Genomic DNA, 21,112 nt, shown 5'->3' on the forward strand with positions numbered 1-21,112 from the left:
TGAAGGTCAAGGAATTATGGTCCGGTCCACTGCCCATCGCAGCGGATCTGCGCTGAACGGGGGATGAGCCAGGTTTCGGCCACCTGCTGGCCACGCCCGCCGCCGCCGGCGCCGGCCTGCCCGGCAAAGGCCAGCGCGAGGCGGCCCTGCCGCGTCAAGGCGGCGGGGATCGCCACTTCGACAAAGGCGGGATTGCTGGGGCGCTGCCGGGGCGGCAGGATCATCTGCCCGTTGGCATAGACCGCCATCGTCCGCCAGTAATCCTCGCCCGCCCAGGTTAAGCGCAGGCACCAGGCGCGCCCGCGCGGCAGGCGATAGGCCAGCCGCAGCGGATTTTCATAGAGCGTTTCAGCATAGGTCAGCGTGGCCAGCGGCCAGCCATCGGCCGGCAGGTGATCGGCCACGCCCACGATGCTGCTGTGGCGGCCCTGCGGATCGGCCAGTTCGCCCCACCCGCGCAGCAGGTGCGGCTGCGCGCCGGGCATGCCCAGGTCATCATAGAGCGCGCCGTGGCGCCGGTCGGCGCGGTCGGCCAGGGCGATGAGTGCGGCCTGCCGCGCCGCTTCGCCGGGGGCGGCCATGGCACTGGCCAGGCGCGGCAGCAGCGCGGCGCGATCGGTCAGATCGGCCATGGCGCGATCGAGGTTGGCGCCGCGCTCCCAGTTGGAGGCGCCATAGCGCGGGACGCTCAATTGCATGCGCGCCTTGCCCCACAGCTGCGCCGCCAGGGCTTCGAGCTGGCGATAGAGCGCCAGGGTGGCGCGCGGTTCCGCCCGATCGAGCGCAGCACGAGCGCGGGCCACAGCCACTGCACTGCCCGTGGTATCGGCCTTGGCCAGCGCCGCGCGGGCGGCGCGATCAGCCGCTTGCGCCGCGGCCCAGCGCCGGGCGACCAGCGCATCATAGACCGCGCGATAGCGATAGAGATCGATCCGCCAATCGGCCCATGGCGCCGGACGCAGCGCGCGCGTGGCCGCCAGCGTGGCGGCAATGCCGGGGTTGCGTGCTGGATCGCCGCGCCAGTTCTGCTCCAGCGTCTGGGGCAGGGTGGCAAAGCGATCATCGCCGATGAAGCGGCGGGCATGGGCGAGGGCAATGGCACGCGTGCTGGCATGGGGGTTCCACGCCAGGGCCAGCCACTGCGCCAGGTTCCAATCGTCGTTCACCCCTTCGGAATAGGCGATGAACCCGCGCGTGCCGGGCGCCTGATCGGCAAAGGCGGCAGCCATCGCGCGCGGGCGCGGGTTCACCGGTTCGCGCCCTTCGGTCAGGGCAAAGGCCGGGTGCCAGCGTTGCAGCGGCAACTGCGCGTGCATGGCATGGGCGGTGTCGGGATAAAGTTCCAGCGGCACCACCCCGGCAAACAGCGCGCGGTGAGCGGCAATCGGGCTGCGCGTCTGCGGCCCGACGAACACGCCGGAAAGCCAGGTTGGGCGCTGGCGCACTTGCGCCACGAAGGCGTCAAACCCGGCGGCATCGAACCCTTGCGACGATACCAGCATTTCGGCGGCCGGAAAGCGCGCGTGCAGCGGCGCAGCGAGCTGCCCCAGCACGGCAAACAGTGGCGCGGGCGCGGTATGGCCAGGATCACCGCCGGGGAAATAGACCGCATCCAGCGCGGGAAAATCCGCCAGCAGCGCGGCAAAGTCTGCCTGTTCGGCGGCGACATCGCCCGGCCGCGTGTAATCGCGCAGCAGCGGATGATAGAGCGCCACTTGCAGACCCAGGGCGTGCGCCGCACGCGCCGTAGCCAGGATCGCCGTGCGGGCCGGCACCGGGGCGAGCGGCGACGCGGCGGCATCGTCGGATACCGGCGCCACCAGTTGCACGCGGTTGGCACCCATCAGCGCCAGGTCTTCCACCTGGCGCGCCAGCATCGCCGGGGTCCAGGCGTCAAAGCTGTTGTTCTTGGCGCGAATGCCGATCTGGTCACCGCGCACGGCCATGGCCGGGGCGCTGTGGACCGGCCCGGCCAGTGCGAGACGCGTCCCGCGCAGATGGCCCAGCACCCAGCCGGCGGCATAGGCCGCGCTGCGGGGCTGACCTACGCCGATGGCAATAGTGCGGCCATGCTGCTCCAGCACGAAGCCTTCGCCCAGCGCGGGCCTGGTGATGAACTGCAAGGTCAGCGGGCAGGCGGGCGCCGGATCGATCCCGCGCTCGTGCAGGCGGCGCGCCAGCAGGTCTGCCCCGGCGCGGGCCGGGGCATCAGCCTGGATGCAGGCGCCGGCAAGATCGGGCGCCGCCAGCGCTGCCGCTGGCCCGGCCAGGACCAGGGCCGGCGCCAGCAGAGCCTGCACCACACGTGCCGGCAGCGGCATCAGGCCGAAGCCTGGGGCCGGTCTGCCGGGGTGCGGGCAAAGCTCTTGTCCGGCTCTGCCTGCATGTGGAACACCAATGTGCCGCCGGCGGCCAGTTCGGCATGGCGCAGCCATGACCGCGTCAGCGGCTGGCCGTTCCATTCCACCTTGCCGTAATAGGGGCGATCCGGCCCCTGGCCACGCGCCTCGATCACCAGTTCGCGGCCCCCTCCCACGCGCACCCGCGCGCTGTCGAACAGCGGGCTGCCCAGCACATAGACCGCGCTGACCGGATCGACCGGATAGAAGCCGAGCGCCGAGAGGATGAACCACGCGCTCATCTGCCCGCAATCGTCGTTGCCGATGATGCCGTCGGGCTTGGCGGTATACATCGTCGTCAGCAGGCGGCGCACCAGCCGTTGCGTTTTCCAGTGTGCGCCACACCAGGCATAGAGATAGGCTACGTGGTGCGAGGGTTCGTTGCCGTGGGCATATTGGCCCAGCATGCCCGAGATATCGGGTGGCGCGCCCTTGGGCAGGGTGGAGGGCGCGGAAAACAGCGCGTCGAGCTTGGCCTCGAACGCGGCGTCGCCGCCCATCGCCGCCATCAGGCCGGGCACGTCATGCTGGTTGAGGAACGTCGCCTGCCAGCCATTGCTTTCGGTATAGTCGCGCCACTTGGACGAATGGCCCAGCTGCACCGGGTCATAGGGGCTGGTCCAGGTGCCATCAGCCAGGCGCGGGCGAGCAAAGCCCACACTGGGATCGAACACATTGCGCCAGTTGCCGCTGCGCTTTTCGAGGTGGGCGGCATCCTGCGTGGCGCCGGCCGCGCGCGCGATCTTGGCGGCGGCGTAATCGTCATAGCTGTATTCCAGCGTGCGGCTGACGCTTTCGAACACCAGGTCTGCCGGCACATAGCCCAGCTCATCGTAGAACGGGATGCCCAGCGAATTGTCGAGCGTGGGCGTGGTGAAATCAAGCGCGCGGCGGCGGATGCCCGGCCAGGCGGCGGCATAATCGGCGGGAATGCCCTTGGCCATCGCCTCGGCCAGCACCGGCACGGCGTGCCAGCCGATCATGCAGCCGGTTTCCACGCCCTGCAGCGGCCAGACCGGCGGGCCATAGGGGCTTTGCTGCGTCTGGCGGACGAGATCGGCCATCATCACCGCGGCGTGATCGGGGCGGATCAGCGTCTGCAACGGGTGGAACGCGCGATAGGTATCCCACAGCGAATAGGCGCTATAGGCCGCCTCGCCTTTCGCCAGGGTGCGGACCTGGCGATCAAGCCCGATCGTGCGCCCGTCCACATCGCTCAGCAGCGTGGGGCCCAGCGCGGCGTGGTATTGCGCGGTGGCCATGATGGTCTGCTGCGCAGGGGTGCCGCCGCGCACCGTGATGCGCGCCAGTTCGCCATCCCAGGCGGCCTGGGCGGCGCGGGCATAGGTGTCGAAATCGAAATGTGGCGCTTCGGCCGCCAGGTTGGCGCGGGCGCCGGCCACGTCCACCGCCGAAATGCCGGTGCGGATCACGATCGGCGCGCTGCCGGCATCGGGGAACCAGGCCACGGCCTTGAGCCGCTTGCCGCTGATGGCATGGGTGGCGCCTGCCACGGCGGCAGGGGCCGGGGCGTTGTCGTCGCCATAGAAATCGACGCGTGACGGCGCGCGCGAAAACTGCATCGCGAAAAAGATCTCGCGCCCCTTGGCCCAGCGCCACACCCGGCGCCGGCCCACCAGCGTGCCATCGGGCAGCCATTCCAGCGCAGCGGCATCGATCAGCGGCGGATAGTCGGAACTGTCGAGCACCAGGTGCGACAGGTCGATCAGCACATGGCCTTCGCCCGCTGGAAAGGCATGGCGCTGCACGCCGGTGCGCAAGGTGGCGGTCAGTTCGCTGGTGACGCCGTTTTCCAGCGCCACGCGGTAATAGCCGGGCCGCGCTTCTTCCTGGGTATAGCGCAGGCGATAGCCGGGCGCGGCCGGGTTCTGCTTGGCCGGATCGAGCGGGCCGGGATCGAGCCGCACCGGCCCGCGTGCCGGCAGCACCAGCACGTCGAGCATGTCACCAATGCCGGTGCCCGACAGATGGGTGTGCGAAAAGCCCAGCAGCGAGGGATCGCCGTGGTGATAGCCCGAACAGGTATCCCAGCGCGCGGTGTCGGTATCCGGGCTCACCTGCACCATGCCGAACGGCATGCTGGCGCCGGGGAAAGTGTGGCCATCGCCGCCCGTGCCGATGAACAGATCGGGCTGTCCTGCCGTGGTGCGCCCAGGGCTGCGGCGCGTGGCGGCCAGGGCTGGCGTTCCGGCGGCGGCGGCCAGGGCCATGTGGCAGGAGGCGCGAAGAAGACTGCGGCGGGCAAGTGCGATCATGGCTGGCTCCTGGCTGGGCGGTGCCGTCTGGACATGACAACGCCTGCCGGAGCGGTGCATCCGGCAGGCATTGCGGTTGGCGCATGGCAAGGGAGGAAACATGCCATGCGCCGATAGGGTTTGCCGTGTCCGCTCAATAGGCGAACTGCAGGGTAGCGGCAAACACGCGACCGTTCTTGTAGAAGGCGGTCGGCGCGTTCTTGGTGCCGCTGTAGGAGTAGTAAGTGGAGTCCAGCAGGTTCTGGGCATTGGCCTGAACCGTCAGGTTTTCGGTGATCTTGTACCCGATCGAGGCGTCGAGCTGGTGATAGCCAGCGGTCTTGTCCACCGAGTTCAGACGGCCGATCCCGGTGAAGTAGTCGCTGCGCCAGTTCCAGCTGATGCGGGCCTGGAAACCGTCCTTTTCGAAGTACGGGATCACGTTGACCGTGTGCTTCGAAAGGTAGGGCAGGTTGACCACGTTGCCGTCGCTATCCACGCCGCTCTTGGCATCGGCATAGGTGTAGTTGGTCAGGATGCCGAAGCCGCCCCAGATCGGCGTCTGGAAGCCGACCGACACGCCGTTGACCGTGGCGTTGGTGGCGTTGACCGGCAGCGTGACCTGGTATTCCACCGGCGTGGTGCCACCGAGCGGGGTAAGCATCTGCGACACGGTCTTGGTCACGATGTACGAGCTGATCTGGCGGCGGAAGTATTCCACCGACAGCAGCGAGCCGGGACGGAAATACCATTCGGCCGACAGTTCGTAGTTGGTCGACTGATAGGGATTGAGATCCGGGTTGCCACCAGCCGCGGTGAAGTTGGTGTCATTGCGGCTGAATGCGCCGGCCAGCTGGGCATAGCGCGGACGCGCGATCACTTCGGCCACGGCACCGCGCAGCTTGAAATTATCGCTGATATCCCACGACACGTTCAGGCTGGGCAGGAACTTGAGATAGTCCTTGTTGCTGACGATCGGGGTATAGGTCGAGCCGTTGTCGGTCGAGTTGAAGTAGTTCGACCGATCGCTGGTATAGACCATGCGATACCCGCCCGAGCCGTGGATCGGGCCGCTGCCGAAGTCCAGCTGGACATAGGCATTGGCAACCTTTTCACGCACGCTGAACGTCGAGCCCTTGTCGATCCCGGTGTCGACATAGAGGCCGTTGTTGAGCGCATCGACCACGCCCTGTTCGGTCAGCGTGGCGAACTGGTTGGCGTTGCCATTGTCGTTGAGGCCGTTGAACAGGCCACCAGGCGTAAGGTGGGTGGTGAAGTCGGTGAGCGAGATCGGGTTGGTGTAGAACACCTTGGAGCCGGTCACGGTCAGCGCGTTCTGGTGGGTAGAGGCCTTGATGCCCATGCGCACGTCCTTGAAGAACGCGTCGCTCACCTCCCACTTGCCGTCCAGCTGGGCGTAGAACTCTTCGTCCTTCTGGCGCGAATGGGCGATGCCGCCGATCTGGTAGCCGTTGATGGTGGTGCCGTCGGGCAGCTTCTGCGACGAGGTGGAGAAGCGACCCCACTGGCTCGCGTCGGTCGGCGCGGTGTTGTAGTTCACGCTGGTCGACGTGCCGGTGTAATCGAAGGTGTAGCCACCGTTCGAATAGAGCGACATCAGGTATTCGGGGTTGGTGCCGCCGGTCGCCTTGCTCCAGCCGCCGTTGCCCGACAGGGTGAAGCGATCGCTGACATGCCAGGTGCCCGCCAGGTTATAGCTGTCGTTGGTCACCTTGGTCTTGCGATAGTTCATGTCCAGCTCCGCCTGGGTGCTGGTGCCATTGGCCATCGTTGCCGAGCTGATCAGGCCGTTCGACAGCGTGACTGCCGAAATGTTGCCCGGGTTGTAGTTCGGATAGATGAATTCTGACTGCGAGAAGTTGTTGTAGGTGCCCTGGATGTGCATGCCCGTGGCGATCAGCTCGAAATCGCTGGTGGGGGCATATTGCACGGCAAACTGGCCGCCGATGCGCTGGCGCGTCTGCTTGAAATAGGCGTGGTTGATGCCGGCCGGATAACGGGCATTGGCCAGGTCCTGCGTCGTGCCGCCGTTGATGGCGAGCGCCGAGTTCTTCGGCACGTAGTTGCCGTTGCCGTCGGTCAGCAGGTCGCCGTTGGCGTCCTTTTGCAGGAAGTCCTTGCCGGTGGAGTAGCCGAAGTATTCGATCCCGGCGCGGGCCAGCGAATCCTTGTCATAGGTGCCGGCCACCATGATGCCGAAGGTTTCGTCCTTGTTCTTCCAGCTGTAAAGCAGCGAGCCGCGCGGGTTGGCGATCTTGGAGCGATCGTTGTAGTTCACGCCGATCGAACCGTTCAGCGAATTCGCCTTCATGTCGAGCGGCTTGCGCGTGCGCACCAGCACGGTGCCGCCCAGCGCGCCTTCATCGATCCACGGTTCGGGCGACTTGTAGACTTCCACGCGCGAAATCACTTCGGGCGCGAGCAGCGAATAGTTGAACGTGCGGCCGGTCACGTCGCCGGGGTTGCCGCCCCAGTCGGCCGAGGCGATCGAGTGCCCGTCGATCAGGATGCGGTTGAGCGCCGGATCGGTGCCCTGGATCGACACGCGTTCGCCGATGCCGAACTGGTGGTCCACCGACACGCCGGGAATGTGCGAGAGCGATTCGGCCACGTTGCGATCGGGGAACTTGCCCACGCCTTCGGCGGTGATCACGTCCATCACCGCAATCGCGCTGCGCTTCACGTCGATCGCGTTCTTGAGCGAGGCGCGAATGCCCGACACGACAATCGCCTGGCCCGGATCGCTGCCCTTGTCGGCGGAATCGGCGGCGGCGCTGTTGGGCGCTGTGGCCTGGGCATCCTGCGCGATGGCCGGCGACGACACGATCGTGGCAAAGGTGCTTGCCAGCAATGCTGCACGGAAGAATGACATGTTTTAACCCTCAATCCCGCCCGTATCCCGGGCACGAATGTGTTGAACCCTGAAACGGTGTTGCTTACCCCTCGCGGCTGTTTCCCGGATGTGGTCTGTAACCAATCTAAGTCCAACCGCCACGCAATATGTCACTTAAATGAAACCGGCTGTCCACCAAAACTTGGCCTGACACATCTGCCAACAGAATGAAACAATGTGAAAAAATATACGAAATCCGCCGTTTTCCGGTCTTTTTGCGGGTAGAGGGGTGCGGCATATTGGCCGCAGTCCCAAAAAAATTTACACGGGTTTGGTAGGGACCAAAACAAAGCCACATCGCGCAAAGGTGATTCGCTGGTGCGGTGGACCGCAAAAGGAGCAGGCCAATGAATGCCGATCAGCCCATGAAGAAGGCCGGCCGCGATGCTTGAAGTGTGCGTGGAAGACGGTGCCGGCATGGCTGCGGCGCTGGCCGGTGGCGCGGATCGGCTGGAACTGTGCGTGGCGCTGGACCTGGGTGGGCTGACGCCGCCATCGTCCCTGCTCGATCTTGCAGCGCGCCAGCCCTTGCCGGTCCATGCCCTGTCGCGCCCGCGCCCTGGTGATTTTGCCTACAACGCCCGTGATTGTGCGCTGGTGCAGGCCGATCTGGCCGAATTTGCCAAGGCTGGCCTTGCCGGTGCGGTGATCGGTTGCGGCGGGCGGCAGGGGCTGGATCGCGGGGCGCTGGCCGAATGGGTCGACCATGCCCGCGCGCTGGGCGAGGCACGCGGGCGGCCGCTGTCGCTTACGCTGCACCGCGTGTTCGATCTGCTCGACGATCCGTTCGCCGGCCTGGAAGTCGCGGTGGAACTGGGCTTTGACCGCATCCTGACTTCGGCCGGCGCGGTGCGCGCGGGTGATGGCGTGGCGCGCTTTGCCGCGCTGGTGAAAGCGGCCAGCGGGCGCATCACGATCATGGCAGGCGGTGGCCTGGAACCGGCCGCCGTGGCCGCCTTGCGCGCGGCCGGCGTGCACGAATTCCACGCCTCGTGCCGCAGCCCGGTGCCCAAGGCCTGCGTCGATGCGCGGTTGATCGACCTTGGCTTCCAGGCCGGGCGTGGGCGCCAGACCGATGTGTCGCGCGTGGCCGCCTTCGTTGCCGCCACAAGCTGAAATGGTATTGAAAAGGAATTGAAATTTCAGGGAGTCAGGTCCACCGGCCCGGCAATTCCTGACACGCTCACGTCGCGCGCGGCCACGATCACCACCAGTTCGCGCGGGCCGGCACCAGCGGGCAGCGCCAGGGTGAGGGGGGCGGGCGCCGGGCTGGTCTTGCGGCCCAGCAGCACGCCGTCCAGCCATATCTCGGCCGTGCCGGCCAGGCTGGCAAAACGCAGGCTGCCGCCGCGCGCCGCCAACGCTCGCCACGGGGTGAGCGTGGCGCGATAGAGATGCCACTGCTCGCCGCTGCCGGCCGCCGTGGTGGCCGCCTCGCTGCTGCCCACGCTGTCCCATGAATTGTTGTCGCCAGCCGCGGGGGCCCGGCGCGGGTCGGGCCGCGCGGGCAGGGCGGGGGAGCGCAGCCAGCGATCCAGGCGTTGCCGTGGCGCTTCGGCCGCCACCGTTGGTGCGGCACTTCTGCCCTCGCGACCTACCACCAGCCGGGCCGGGGCCAAGCCGGGCGCGCGCGCTTCCAGCACCAGAGCAGTAAGGCCCGCGTCCCCCTGCACGATCGCCTGGGCCAGGCCATTGAACAGGCTGCGCGCGCTGCCTTTCTCGCTTTCATGGCTATTAGGATCGCCATTGCCCAGCCCGATGATCGCGCCGCCGCGCACGGAGAGGTGCACCATGTCCTGCGCCACCGGCACATGGCGGCCATGCGCATCGATGGCATCGATGGTGATGGCCATGGCATCATCGCTCTCGCTGCCCAGCGCAGTACGCACTGGGGTCAGCCGCAGCGCCTTGGCCGGGCCAGCGGTCTCGTGCACCATGCGGGCCACCACCTTGCCGCCGTCGATCGCCAGGGCTTCCAGCCGGCCGGGGGCATAGGGGATGTGCAGCGTGTGCCCCATGATGCGATCGGCCTGGGCAATGCGGGCGACGGTGCGTCCGTTCAGCCGCACTTCCAGCGCCGGCGCATTGGTGATCGCCAGCATCTCGATCGGCTGGCCTTCGCGGCCGGGCCAGGTCCAGTGCGGATCGATCCACACCATCGGCGCGCTGTCCAGCCATTGCGCCTGGCGGATGCCGAACGCGGTCTTGGGAAAGCCGCACAGGTCCATGATGCCAAAAAAGCTGCCGACGCTGGGCCAGGCATAGGGCGTGGGCTCGCCATGGTAATCCAGCCCGGTCCAGACAAAGCCGCCGGCCACGAAGGGCCGCGCCGTGATTGCCTGCCACGATTGGCGGTGGGTGGCGCCCCAGCCAGCGGCTTCCTTGTCCAGCGCGGTGATCACGTGGGCCTGCGGATCGCTGGCAAAGGCACCGCGCGTGCCATAGGCGCTGGTGTCCTCGCTGCTCAGCATCGGCTGGTCGGGATGCAGCGCGTGATAGCGATCGTAATCGCCCTGGTAATAGTTGAAGCCCATGAGATCGACCGCCTGGCCGACGTTTTCGGGATTGAAGAAGCCGCCGCTCATCGCCGCGGTTACTGGGCGGTCCGGGTCGAGCCGGCGCACGGCGGCGCGCAGGCGGCGCACCATTTCCTTGCCGGCATGGGTGCCCTGCATCGGCTCTTCGTTGAACACCGACCAGGCGAACACGCATGGATGGTTACGGTCGCGCCGCACAAGCCATTCCAGTTGCGCCAGATAATCGGGCGCGGGGTTGAACAGGCGGTTTTCGGCCATGACCAGAAAGCCCAGCCGGTCGCACCAGTCCATCACTTCGGGCGCGCAGGCGCCATGCGTCATGCGAATGGCGTTGCAGCCCAGCTGCTTGAGGCGCTGCAACCGCCACAGCACCAAGGCATCGGGCACGGCCACGCCCACCCCGGCATGGTCCTGGTGCAGGCACACGCCCTTGATCTTGGTGGCGATGCCATTGAGCAGCAGGCCGCGCGCCGGATCGAACACCACCGCGCGAAAACCGATCGCCACGCTGCGGCGGTCGATCACCACGCCATCGCGCTCCACTTCCACCAGCAGATCGTGCAGCACCGGATCATCGGGAGACCAGAGCGCCACTGCGCCATCAGGCCGCAGCGTGATCTGCGCCGTGCCCCGGTCCAGCGCGTCCACCTGCGCCGTGGCGCTGCCCTGGCACAGCGTCCGCCCTGCGGCATCGCGCACACTGGCGCGCACCACGGCACTGGCCGGTGCATCGGCGATATTGCCCAGTGTCACGCTGACGGGCACCGTCCAACGGCCATCGGCCTGGCGCACCGGGTGGCCATGCACGCCCTGTTCGGCAATGTGCAGCGGCGGGCGGGTCACCAACCAGGCGTGGCGATAGATCCCCGCGCCTTCATACCACCAGCCCTCGCGCACGGTGGCATCGGCGCGCACCGCGATCCAGTTGAGATCGTCGCCATAGCGGGCAAAGGGCGTCAGATCGATCGTCACCCCGGTATAGCCCGACCAAGAGTGTGCCACCTCGCTGCCATTGACCCATACCGTGGCGTGGCTGGCGATGCCATCAAAGCGCAGCTCGATCTTCTGGCCTTCCACTGCCGGATCGAGCCGGATCAGGCGGCGATACCAGCCGATCCCGCGCGGGCGATAGCCTTGCGAGACATTGGCAGCGGGATCGAAGCCCTGCGCGCTGGCCCAATCGTGCGGCAGCGTGACCGCCTGCCAGTCTGACGCGTCGAAATCGAGCGCGGCCGGCCCACCGGCGTTGCCCGCCTTGACCGACAGATAGGTGGCATTGTGATCGGCGGGTACGGGAAAAGGAATGTCGCCTTCGTGAAACAGCCATCCCTGGTCGAGCGACTGGCGCCCCGGCTCTGTTGCCGGAAGGCGCGGCGCGGCCCCGGGCAGGGGGGCTGGCATGCGCAGCCCGCCGGGCAGCATCTGCGTGGGCGGGATCAGCAGGGCGGCGCCGCTCTGCGCGAGGGGCAGGGCCATCGCGCTGCCGCCCCAGCCCAGCCGCATTGCCATGGCCCAGCCCGCCGCCCCTTTCAGCAAGGCGCGGCGCGATGCCAGCGTGGCGGCGCGCGGCAGGGCATTGTCGGCTGGCGGCATGGCGGTATCCTGGCTTGCGGCGTAACGTCCGAAAGGATTTACATTGGTAATGTCGTTCGGGCAACGCTTGCGCGCCGGTTGGAGCGTAGGCGTGTAAGCTCCGGCTTGGCGCCTGACGATTTTTTGTTACGGCGGGCACAATACCTGTTGTCGCATTGGATATATTTTGGTTACCTCTCTGCCCAAGGGTAGAGACAAGCAGGCGCGAGGGAATCAGGCATGATGGTGGCAGGATCGAACGGGCGGGGATCGCGCGCCCGCGCTGGAATGGCGGCGCTGGCCGTGGGCCTGGCGCTGGCAGTTTCGCCCGTTGCCCTCGCCGCGCCCAGCCACGGTCCCTCCGCCCTGCCGCTGGTGCCCTGGCCAGCCCAGGTGGTGCCGGGCAAGGGCGCGCTCGTGCTCGCCAATGGCGCTACGCTGGCCGTGCCGCCGGGCGATACTGCGGCCAAGGCGGCCGCCACCCTGCTCGCCGCGCGTCTTTCTGCGCAGCATGGCCTGTCGCTGCGCGTGGTCGAAGGGGACAAGGGCACAGTGCGCTTCGTGCGTGGCGGCAAGGCGGGTGACGAGGCCTATGCCCTGGCCGTCTCGGCCAGCGGAGCGGTGATTACCGCCTCGGGCGATCATGGCCTGCTCTATGGCGCGATGAGCCTGGAACAACTCGCCGGCGTGCCGGGCAAGGGCGGCGCTGCGGTGCGCGTGCCGGCTCTGGCCGTGACCGATGCACCGCGCTTTGCCTGGCGCGGGCTGATGATCGACACGGCGCGCCATTTCCAGCCGATCGCATCCATCCGCGCGGTGATCGACGGCATGGTGGCGGTCAAGCTCAACGTGCTGCACCTGCATTTGACCGACGACCAGGGCTGGCGCTTTGAAGTGAAGAAGTATCCGCGCCTGACGCAAGTGGGCGCCTGGCGCACCCAGCCTGATACCGGGCAGGGGCCCGATGCCGACAAGGGTGCGCGCAGTGGCGGGTTCTATACCCAGGCGGAACTGCGCGATCTGGTGGCCTATGCCGCCGCGCGCGGCATCACCGTGGTGCCCGAAATCGACTTGCCCGGCCATGCCCAGGCGTTGGTCGCGGCCTATCCCGAACTTGGCGTTCTGGGTGGCACGCCGCCGGTCTCGGGAGACTGGGGCGTCAATCCCTATCTGTTCAACCCCGGCCCGCAGGGCATGGCTTTCGTCAAGGACGTGCTCGATGAACTGATGGCGGTGTTTCCGTCCACGTTCATCCACCTCGGCGGTGACGAGGCGGTCAAGGACCAGTGGGAGCGCGCGCCGCAGGTGCAGGCGCAGATGCGCGCCCTGGGCATCAAGACCGAGAACGGCCTGCAAAGCTGGATGATCGATCAGCTCGGCAGCTATCTGGCGCAGCATGGCCGCCGCCTGATCGGCTGGGACGAGATCCTCGAAGGAGGCCTGCCGCCTTCGGCCTCGGTGATGAGCTGGCGGGGCGAGGCCGGCGCGGTCGATGCGGCCAATGCCGGGCACGATGTCGTACTCAGCCCGGCGCCCAATCTCTATCTCGACAATCTCCAGTCCGATCGCGGTGACGCGCCTCCGGGCCGCATCGCGATCCAGACGCTGGAGGCGGTCTATCACTATGATCCCATGCCCAAGGGGATCGATGCGCAAAAGGCCGCCCATGTGTTGGGCGCGCAGGCCAATGCCTGGTCGGAATACATCGTCACGCCCTGGCAGATGCAGCACAAGATTTTTCCGCGCATCGGCGCGCTGGCGGAAAGCGTGTGGAGCAATCCGGCTCAGGCCAAGGATTATCCCGGCTTCCTCGCCCGGCTCGATCCGCAGATGCGCCGCTGGCGCGAGGCCGGGCTGGAAGTGGCCGACAGCGCCCTGGCGGTCGATTTCAAGATCGCCGGCACGCGCAGTGCCGCGCTCGATGCCAAGCGCCTGACCGTGGCCCTTGCCACCCAGGCCCCCTATGGCACGATCCGTTACACGCTGGATGGAAAGGCGCCCACGGCCCGCGCGCGCGCCTATGCCGCGCCGCTCGCCGTGGCGCCGGGCACGGTGATCATGGCCGCCGATTTTGCCGCCGATGGCGCCGCGCTGTCTGCCCCGCGCCGGTTCGATGCCACGCGCGATACGCTGCTGACCACGGCCAACAGCGCGCTGTCGGCCTGCCCGCGCGGCGCGCTGGGGCTGCGTGTTCCGCTGAATGCCGATGCCACGGCCAATGGGCCGGCGTTCAACGTCAATATCTTTGATGCCTGCGTGGCCGATGACCATGCGCCGCTGGCCCATGCCAAGGCGATCACCGTCAAGGTGGCGCGCCTGCCGCGCAACTATGGCCTGGCGCACGATCAGCACGCGGTAATCGCGCGCTATGCCACCAGTCCGTTTGGCGAACTGGTGGTGTCGGCCGGCTGCCGCGCGGCGGAAAAGGCGGCAAACGATCAGCAGAAGGAACACGATCCCATGCCCGGCGCGCGGGTGCTGGCCACCTGGCCGCTGCCCGATCCGGCCAAGGCGCCGCAGCAGTTTGCGCTCGACGCCAATCTGCCGCAGCTGGGCCTGGCGGATGAAAGCGACGTCTGCTTCCAGTTCACCGCTTCGCCGGCCGGGCCGTTCTACACGGTGGAGCAGGTGCAGTGGCATGAAACCCCGCGCGGGGGCGCCAAGTGAGGCGGCTGGTCACGCTGGCTGCCCTGGCGCTGGCCGGGGTGGCGCCAGCCGCGCTGGCCGCGCCGGAAAGCCAGTCGCTCGATACCGGCTGGCAGGCGCGCATCGCTCCTGACGACGGTGCGGCAAAAGCCCATCCCCGCGAAGCGCAGTGGTTTGGCGTGCCCGTGCCCGGCACCGTGCAACAGGCCCTGGTTGAACAGCACCGCGTGCCCGATCCGTTCATCGGCACCAACGAAGGCGCGATCCAGTGGGCGGGCCTGGCCGGTTGGGACATGCGCCGCACGCTGAATGTGACGCCGGCGATGCTCGCCCACGGCCATCTCGATCTGGTGTTCGACGGGATCGACACCTTCGCCACGGTCAGCGTCAACGGGCATGACGTGCTCACGGCCGACAATGCCCACCGCACCTGGCGCGTGCCAGTGCGCGCGCTGCTCCATGCCGGCGCCAATGAAATCCTGGTGCGCTTTGCCTCGCCCATCCGGGCTTTGCAGCCGATGGTGCTCAAGCAAGCGCATCCGCTGCCGGCCGAATACGATTCCGCCTTTGGTGACGAGCCCAAGGGCGTGCAGACCTCTGCCTATATCCGCAAGCCCAAGTACCAGTATGGCTGGGACTGGGGCCCGCGCATCGTCAACATCGGGCTGTGGCACGGCGTGCGGCTGGAAGGCTGGGACGGCGCGCGGATCGGCGCGATGGATGTGCAGCAGGATGCCGTGGGCAGCGCGCAGGCGCGGCTGACCGCGCGCCTGGCGGTAGAGGCCGATGCCACCGCGCCGCTCACCGTCGAACTGGCGGTGACCGCGCCCGATGGCACGGCGCTGCCGCCGGTCACGCGCAGCGTGTCGGTCGATCCCGGCAGCAACACCATCACCGTGCCCCTGACCATCGCCGCGCCGCAGCGCTGGTGGCCGGTGGGCATGGGCGCACAGCCGCTCTATCAGGTATCGGCGCGCATCATCGATGGGGCCGGGCAGGGGCAGGCCGCGCAGCGCACGGTGGGCCTGCGCACGGTCGAACTGATCCGTGGCAATGGCGCGTTCGGCTTCAAGATCAACGGCGTGCCGGTCTTTGCCAAGGGCGCCAACCTGATCCCGTTCGACAGCTTCCCCTCGCGCGTCACCGCCGCAACGATGGAACACATGCTCGCCGATGCCAAGGCGGCCAACATGAACATGATCCGGGTGTGGGGCGGCGGCACTTATCTCGACGATGCGTTCTATGCCGCAGCCGATCGCATGGGCCTGATGATCTGGCAGGATTTCATGTTCGGCGGCGCCGTGCCGCCACCCGATCCGGCCTATCGTGCCAGTGTTGCCGCCGAGGCAGACGATCAACTCACGCGGCTAGGCAGCCATCCTTCGATCGTGGTGTGGACCGGCGGCAACGAAGTGCTGTCGGGCTGGGCCAACTGGTCTGACCGCAAGGATTTCAAGAAGGCAGTCGGCCCTGACGAGCAGGAGCGCATTGCCACGGCGATGACCGTGCTGTTCGACCGCGTGCTGCGCGATGCCGTGGCCGCGCATAGCCCGCAGACCCCCTATTGGCCGGGCTCGCCTTCGACCGATTATGAAGGCCCGGTCGATACCGATGCCGCCGGCGATCGCCATTTCTGGGATGTCTGGTCGGGCTCCAAGCCGGTGGAAAACTACCTCGACAGCTGCCCGCGCTTCATGTCGGAATATGGTTTCCAGGCGATGCCGGTCATGGCCACGATCGCCGGTTTTGCCGGGCCGAACGTGTCAGACCCGCAAAGCGCAGTGATGAAGGCGCACCAGAAGTTCCTGGCGGGCGAAGGCAACAGCCGACTGCAATTCTATCTCGATGCGCGGCTGCGCGCGCCGCAGGGCAGCGGCCCGGCGCGGCTGGCGGATTTCGATTACCTTACCCAGGTCAACCAGATGCAGGCGATCGACATGGCCGCGCGCCACCATCGTGCCTGCGCTCCGGTCACCATGGGGTCGCTCTATTGGCAGTTGAACGACGTCTGGCCGGCGATTTCGTGGTCGAGCATCGATTACGCCGGGCGGTGGAAGCTGCTGCACTATGCCGCGCGGCGGTTCTTTGCCCCGCAGACCGTGGTGGCCGAGCACAAGGGCGCGGCGACGCGGGTGGCGCTGGTCTCTGACGCGCAAACCCCGCTCGCGGCGCACTGGCGCCTGACCGGCCGCGCCATGGACGGCACCACGCTGGGCACCGCGCAGGGCGATGTGCAACTGGCCGCCAATGGCGTGACCCAAGCGGCAGAGGTGCCCGATGCCACGGTCTTTGGCAGCGCGGCGCCGGGCGCGGCCTATGCCGTGGCCGAACTGCTGGTCGCTGGCCAGCCGGTCGCGCGCCAGATCGTGGAGCGCGCCGTGCCCAAGGCCATGGCTTATCCCGATCCGGGCCTGTCGCTGGCCTGGCATGGGCGCCAGGTGACGGTTTCCGCGCGCAACCTGGCGCGCGCCGTCATGCTCGATTTCGGCACGCTGGATGCCGCCGCCGATGACAACGGCTTTGACCTGCTGCCCGGGGAAAGCCGCACCCTTACCATCACCGGCCCTGCGCCGGTGGCCGCCCTGCGCCGCGCGCTGGTGCTGCGTACCCTGGCCGGGAGCCACTGATGCGTTCGTTGCCCGTTTCCTCTGCCCTGGCGTCGGTCATCGCGCTGGCTCTCGCTGCGCCGCTGGCCCATGCCGACCCGGTGGAGCAGCAAATCGCCACGGCGCTCAAGGGCGTGAGCCTGAAACGCAAGGCTGCCCAGTTGCAAAATACGGCGCCGGCCGATCCGGGCCTGGGACTGCCGGCCTATGACTGGTGGAACGAAGGGCTGCACGGCCTGGCGCGCAATGGCGTGGCCACGGTGTTTCCCCAGGCGATTGGCCTTGCCGCCACCTGGGATCCGGCGCTGATGGAGCGGGTGGGCACGGTGGTTTCGACCGAGGCACGGGCGCGGTTCAATGCCCAGCCGGCCAGCGCCGATCGCCGCATTTACCAGGGCCTCACCATCTGGTCGCCCAATATCAATATCTTCCGCGATCCGCGCTGGGGCCGGGGCCAGGAAACCTATGGTGAAGACCCGCTGCTGACCGGCAGCCTGGCGGTGGGCTTCATCCATGGTTTGCAAGGTCCAGACCTCGCGCATCCACGCGTCATCGCCACGGCCAAGCACCTGGCAGTCCATTCCGGGCCGGAAGCCGGACGCGACAGTTTCGATGTCGATCCTTCCCCTCAAGACCTGGAATGGACCTATCTGCCGCAATTCCGCATGGCCGTAACCCAGGGTCATGCGTTGTCGCTGATGTGTGCCTACAATTCCCTTGCCGGCATGCCGGCCTGCGCCAACGATGCGCTGCTCAATCAGCGCGTGCGCAAGGACTGGGGCTTTACCGGTTTCATCGTGTCGGATTGCGATGCCATCGGCAATATCTGGCAGTTCCACCACCATGCCTATGACGCGGCAGAGGCATCGGCAGCAGCGATCCGGGGCGGCACCGATTTCAACTGCGGCACGGCCTATTCCGCCCTGCCCGACGCAGTGCGGCGCGGCCTGGTGAGCGAGGCCGAGGTCGACCGCGCGCTGGTGCGTTCGCTCAGCGCGCGCGCACGGCTGGGCATTGCTTTCAACCAGCCCGATCCCTGGCGCGCGATCAAGCCCGATCAGGTCGATACGGCCGATCACCGCGCCCTGGCCCTGGAAGCGGCGCGCAAGGCCATGGTCCTGGTGCAGAACAACGGCGGCGTCCTGCCGCTGAAACCGGGGGTGAAACTGGCGGTGATCGGCGCCAATGCCGATGACCTGGGCGTGCTCGAGGCCAATTACCATGGCACCGCCGCCGCACCTGTCACCCCGCTGGAAGGGCTACGCGCGCGCTTTGGCGCCGATCACGTGGTCTATGCGCAAGGCTCGGTCCTGGCCGAAGGCGCGCCAGTGGTGCTGCCCGAAACCGCGCTTGCTGCCGATGGCAAGCCGGGGCTGGCGGCCGAATACCGCGATGCTGCCGGCAAGCTGGTGCTCGCCCGCCAGGATCGCCGCATCGATTTCAACCTCACCCGCGCCGCGCCGGCCGGCCTCGATCCGGCGCGGTTCAGCGCGCGCTGGCAAGGCATGCTGGTCCCGCCGGGGCCGGGTGCCTGGCGCCTGGCGATCGATGCGCCGCAATGCTGGAAGGATTGCCACCGCCACGATGACGTGGCGCTGTGGGTGGGCGGCAAGCAACTGCACGCCGGCCCGCTGGGCAAGGCGCGCGTGGAATTTGCGCTGACCAGCGATGGCACGCCGCAGCCGATCCGGCTGGAGCTGGAACACTATGGCGACGATGAAGGCCTGCGCCTGATGTGGGTGCCGCCTGCCGGCGCGGAAGAGGCCAAGGCCCTGGCCGTGGCCAAGGATGCTGACGTGATCGTGGCCGTGCTGGGCCTGTCCCCCGATCTTGAGGGAGAGGCGCTGCAGGTGCAGGTGCCCGGCTTTGTTGGCGGCGATCGGTCAGAGATCGAACTGCCCGAGCCGCAGGCGAGGCTGCTGGCAAACTTGCGCGCCACGGGCAAGCCAGTGGTCGCCGTACTGGCCACCGGCAGTGCCATCGCCATGGATGAAACCCTTGCCGATGCCGTGCTGGTGGCGTGGTATCCGGGGCAAGCCGGCGGCACCGCGCTCGCTGATATCCTGTCGGGCGCCAGCAATCCTTCGGGGCGGCTGCCGGTCACGTTCTATCGCCATACCACCGATCTGCCCGCTTTCGTCGACTATGGCATGAAAGAGCGGACCTATCGCTTTTTCACCGGCAAGCCGCTGTGGGGCTTTGGCCATGGCCTGTCCTACACCCGCTTTGCCTATGCTAACCCGGCCGTGAAGGCGGCCGATACGAAGAGCCCGGTCACCCTCTCGGTGCGCCTTGCCAACCAGGGCAACCGCGCGGGCGAAGACGTGGTGCAGGCCTATGTCGTGCCGCCGATTCCCGCGCACGAGGTGGTGCTGACCGAACCCGTGCTGCAACACCAGTTGGCCGGTTTCGCCCGTGTTAACCTGGCACCGGGCAAGATGCAGACGGTGACGCTGACGCTCGATCCGCGCAGCCTGTCGGTGGTGGACCGCCGGGGCACCCGCCGGGTTCTTCCCGGCACGTACAAGGCGTGGATCGGCGATGGCCAGCCGGGAGACGGGCCGGGCACCTGGGTGGAATTCACCCTGGCCGGCCAAGCGCAGGAGATGCCGAAGTGACCAAAGCCACCACCCCCCATGCCGCAGCGCTGGATCGCCGCTCGCTGGTCAAGGGTGCGGCGGCGCTGGCCACGGCCGGCTTCGTGGCCAGCCAGCCGGCGCGCGGCGCCGTCGCGGCGCAGGCCATTCCGCCGATCGCCGCGCCGCCCACCCCCGCCGCCCAGGCGCCTGCTGCCGCAGCCCCGGGCACGGCACCGGCCCCGCTGGGCTTTGCCGCGCGCCCGCCCAAGGTGCAGCGCCGCTTCACCAGCCCGGCGGTGGAGGAAGAGATCACGCGCGTTTCGGCGATGATCGCCGATCCCAAGCTGCGCGCGATGTTCGCCGCCTGCTATCCCAACACGCTCGATACCACGGTGGAACTGGGCCTGGTCGATGGCCGGGTCGATGCCTTTGTCATCACTGGCGATATTCCGTGCATGTGGCTGCGCGACAGCAGCGCGCAGCTGCTGTCCTACATCCACCTCGTGCGCAAGGACGCGCACCTGGCCACGCTGTTTCGCGGTGCCATTGCCCGCCAGGCGCGTTCGGTCCTGCTCGATCCCTATGCCAATGCGTTCATGCGCGATGCCACGGCCAAGACCAACCTGCCCTGGGCCCTGGAAGACCAGACGCAGATGAAAACCGGCGTGGCCGAACGCAAGTGGGAGGTCGATTCGCTGTGCTGGCCGATGCGCCTCGCCTATCGCTACTGGCAGGCCAGCGGCGATACGGCCCCGTTCGACAACATCTGGGTTTCGGCGCAGCAGGCGATCGTGCGCACGTTCCGTGAACAGCAGCGCAAGGACGGGCGCGGCCCCTACAGCTTCCGCCGCACCAGCGATCGGCCCACCGAAACGCTCGGCCTCGATGGCTATGGCGCGCCCACGCGGCCGGTCGGGCTGATCCACAGCGGCTTCCGCCCGTCTGACGATGCCTGCCTCTATCCGTTCCTGATCCCGTCCAACCACTTTGCCGTCACCACCCTGCGCGAAATGGCGCTGGTGGCCGAAGGCGCGGCGGGCAATGCCGCGCTCGCGGCCGATGCGCGCGCGCTGGCCGATGAAGTGGCCGCCGCGCTGGCCAAGTGGGGCACCATGCGCCTGCCCGACGGGCGGCAGGTCTGGGCCTATGAAGTCGATGGCTTTGGCAACGCGGTGTTCATGGACGATGCCAACGTGCCCTCGCTGCTCGGCCTGGCCTATACCGGCTGTGTCACCGCCGATGATCCGCTGTGGCAGGCCACGGCGGCGGCGTGCTGGTCGGATGCCAATCCCTATTTCTTCAAGGGTTCGGCGATCGAGGGGATCGGCGGCCCGCATGTCGGCCTGGGTCAGGTCTGGCCGATGAGCCTGATCGTGCGTGCCATGTCGTCCAGCGATCCGGCGGTGATCGCACCGCTGCTGCGCCAGCTGCGCGATACTGACGCCGGCACCGGCTTCATGCACGAGGCGGTCGATTGCAACAATCCGGCCCAGTTCACCCGCAGCTGGTTTGCCTGGGCCAATGGCCTGTTCGGCGAAATGATCGTGGGCCTGGCCGATCGCCTGCCGGCGGTGCTGGCCAACCCGCTCTGACCTTTCGCGCGG

Annotated in this window: 9 protein-coding genes; 5 read left to right on the top strand and 4 right to left on the bottom strand. The window is 67.7% G+C overall.

The window, feature by feature from the left end; translation table 11 throughout:
- Window positions 1–14: 14 nt before the first annotated feature.
- The 3 genes from SCA01S_RS15500 to SCA01S_RS15510 all read right to left on the bottom strand — a co-directional run bounded on the left by SCA01S_RS15500 (window position 15) and on the right by SCA01S_RS15510 (window position 7,547).
- A complete protein-coding gene (locus SCA01S_RS15500; protein WP_245652673.1) occupies window positions 15–2,321 on the bottom strand; it encodes a glycoside hydrolase family 113 protein in 2,307 nt (768 codons plus the stop codon).
- Window positions 2,321–4,675 carry a GH92 family glycosyl hydrolase gene (locus SCA01S_RS15505; RefSeq protein WP_062787228.1) on the bottom strand — a complete coding sequence of 785 codons (2,355 nt, stop codon included), beginning with the start codon at window positions 4,673–4,675 and terminating at the stop codon, window positions 2,321–2,323. The genes SCA01S_RS15500 and SCA01S_RS15505 overlap by 1 nt, the downstream gene beginning before the upstream one ends.
- Before the next feature lie 133 nt (window positions 4,676–4,808).
- Window positions 4,809–7,547, bottom strand: coding sequence for a TonB-dependent receptor (locus tag SCA01S_RS15510; protein WP_084391047.1), 2,739 nt, complete (start codon window positions 7,545–7,547; stop codon window positions 4,809–4,811).
- Between the two features lie 405 nt (window positions 7,548–7,952).
- Here SCA01S_RS15510 and SCA01S_RS15515 point away from each other — a divergent pair, with 405 nt between their 5' ends.
- Window positions 7,953–8,684, top strand: coding sequence for a copper homeostasis protein CutC (locus tag SCA01S_RS15515; RefSeq protein ID WP_062787233.1), 732 nt, complete (start codon window positions 7,953–7,955; stop codon window positions 8,682–8,684).
- 26 nt (window positions 8,685–8,710) lie between these two features.
- Here SCA01S_RS15515 and galA read toward each other — a convergent pair whose 3' ends face one another.
- Window positions 8,711–11,698 carry a beta-galactosidase GalA gene (gene galA, locus SCA01S_RS15520; protein WP_062787236.1) on the bottom strand — a complete coding sequence of 996 codons (2,988 nt, stop codon included), beginning with the start codon at window positions 11,696–11,698 and terminating at the stop codon, window positions 8,711–8,713.
- A gap of 219 nt (window positions 11,699–11,917) precedes the next feature.
- Here galA and SCA01S_RS15525 point away from each other — a divergent pair, with 219 nt between their 5' ends.
- From SCA01S_RS15525 to SCA01S_RS15540, 4 genes are all read left to right on the top strand, one after another.
- Window positions 11,918–14,344 (top strand): beta-N-acetylhexosaminidase, encoded by a 2,427-nt coding sequence (locus SCA01S_RS15525; protein WP_245652675.1) that lies wholly within the window; start codon window positions 11,918–11,920, stop codon window positions 14,342–14,344.
- Window positions 14,341–16,950 (top strand): beta-mannosidase, encoded by a 2,610-nt coding sequence (locus tag SCA01S_RS15530; RefSeq protein WP_062787239.1) that lies wholly within the window; start codon window positions 14,341–14,343, stop codon window positions 16,948–16,950. The genes SCA01S_RS15525 and SCA01S_RS15530 overlap by 4 nt, the downstream gene beginning before the upstream one ends.
- Window positions 16,950–19,547: a glycoside hydrolase family 3 C-terminal domain-containing protein gene (locus SCA01S_RS15535; protein ID WP_062787242.1), complete on the top strand. Its 2,598-nt coding sequence runs from the start codon at window positions 16,950–16,952 to the stop codon at window positions 19,545–19,547. The genes SCA01S_RS15530 and SCA01S_RS15535 overlap by 1 nt, the downstream gene beginning before the upstream one ends.
- 125 nt (window positions 19,548–19,672) lie before the next feature.
- Window positions 19,673–21,100 (top strand): glycoside hydrolase family 125 protein, encoded by a 1,428-nt coding sequence (locus SCA01S_RS15540; protein WP_084391061.1) that lies wholly within the window; start codon window positions 19,673–19,675, stop codon window positions 21,098–21,100.
- Window positions 21,101–21,112 lie beyond the last annotated feature (12 nt).

It is taken from the genome of Novosphingobium capsulatum NBRC 12533 (assembly GCF_001598375.1).
GTDB lineage: Bacteria > Pseudomonadota > Alphaproteobacteria > Sphingomonadales > Sphingomonadaceae > Novosphingobium > Novosphingobium capsulatum.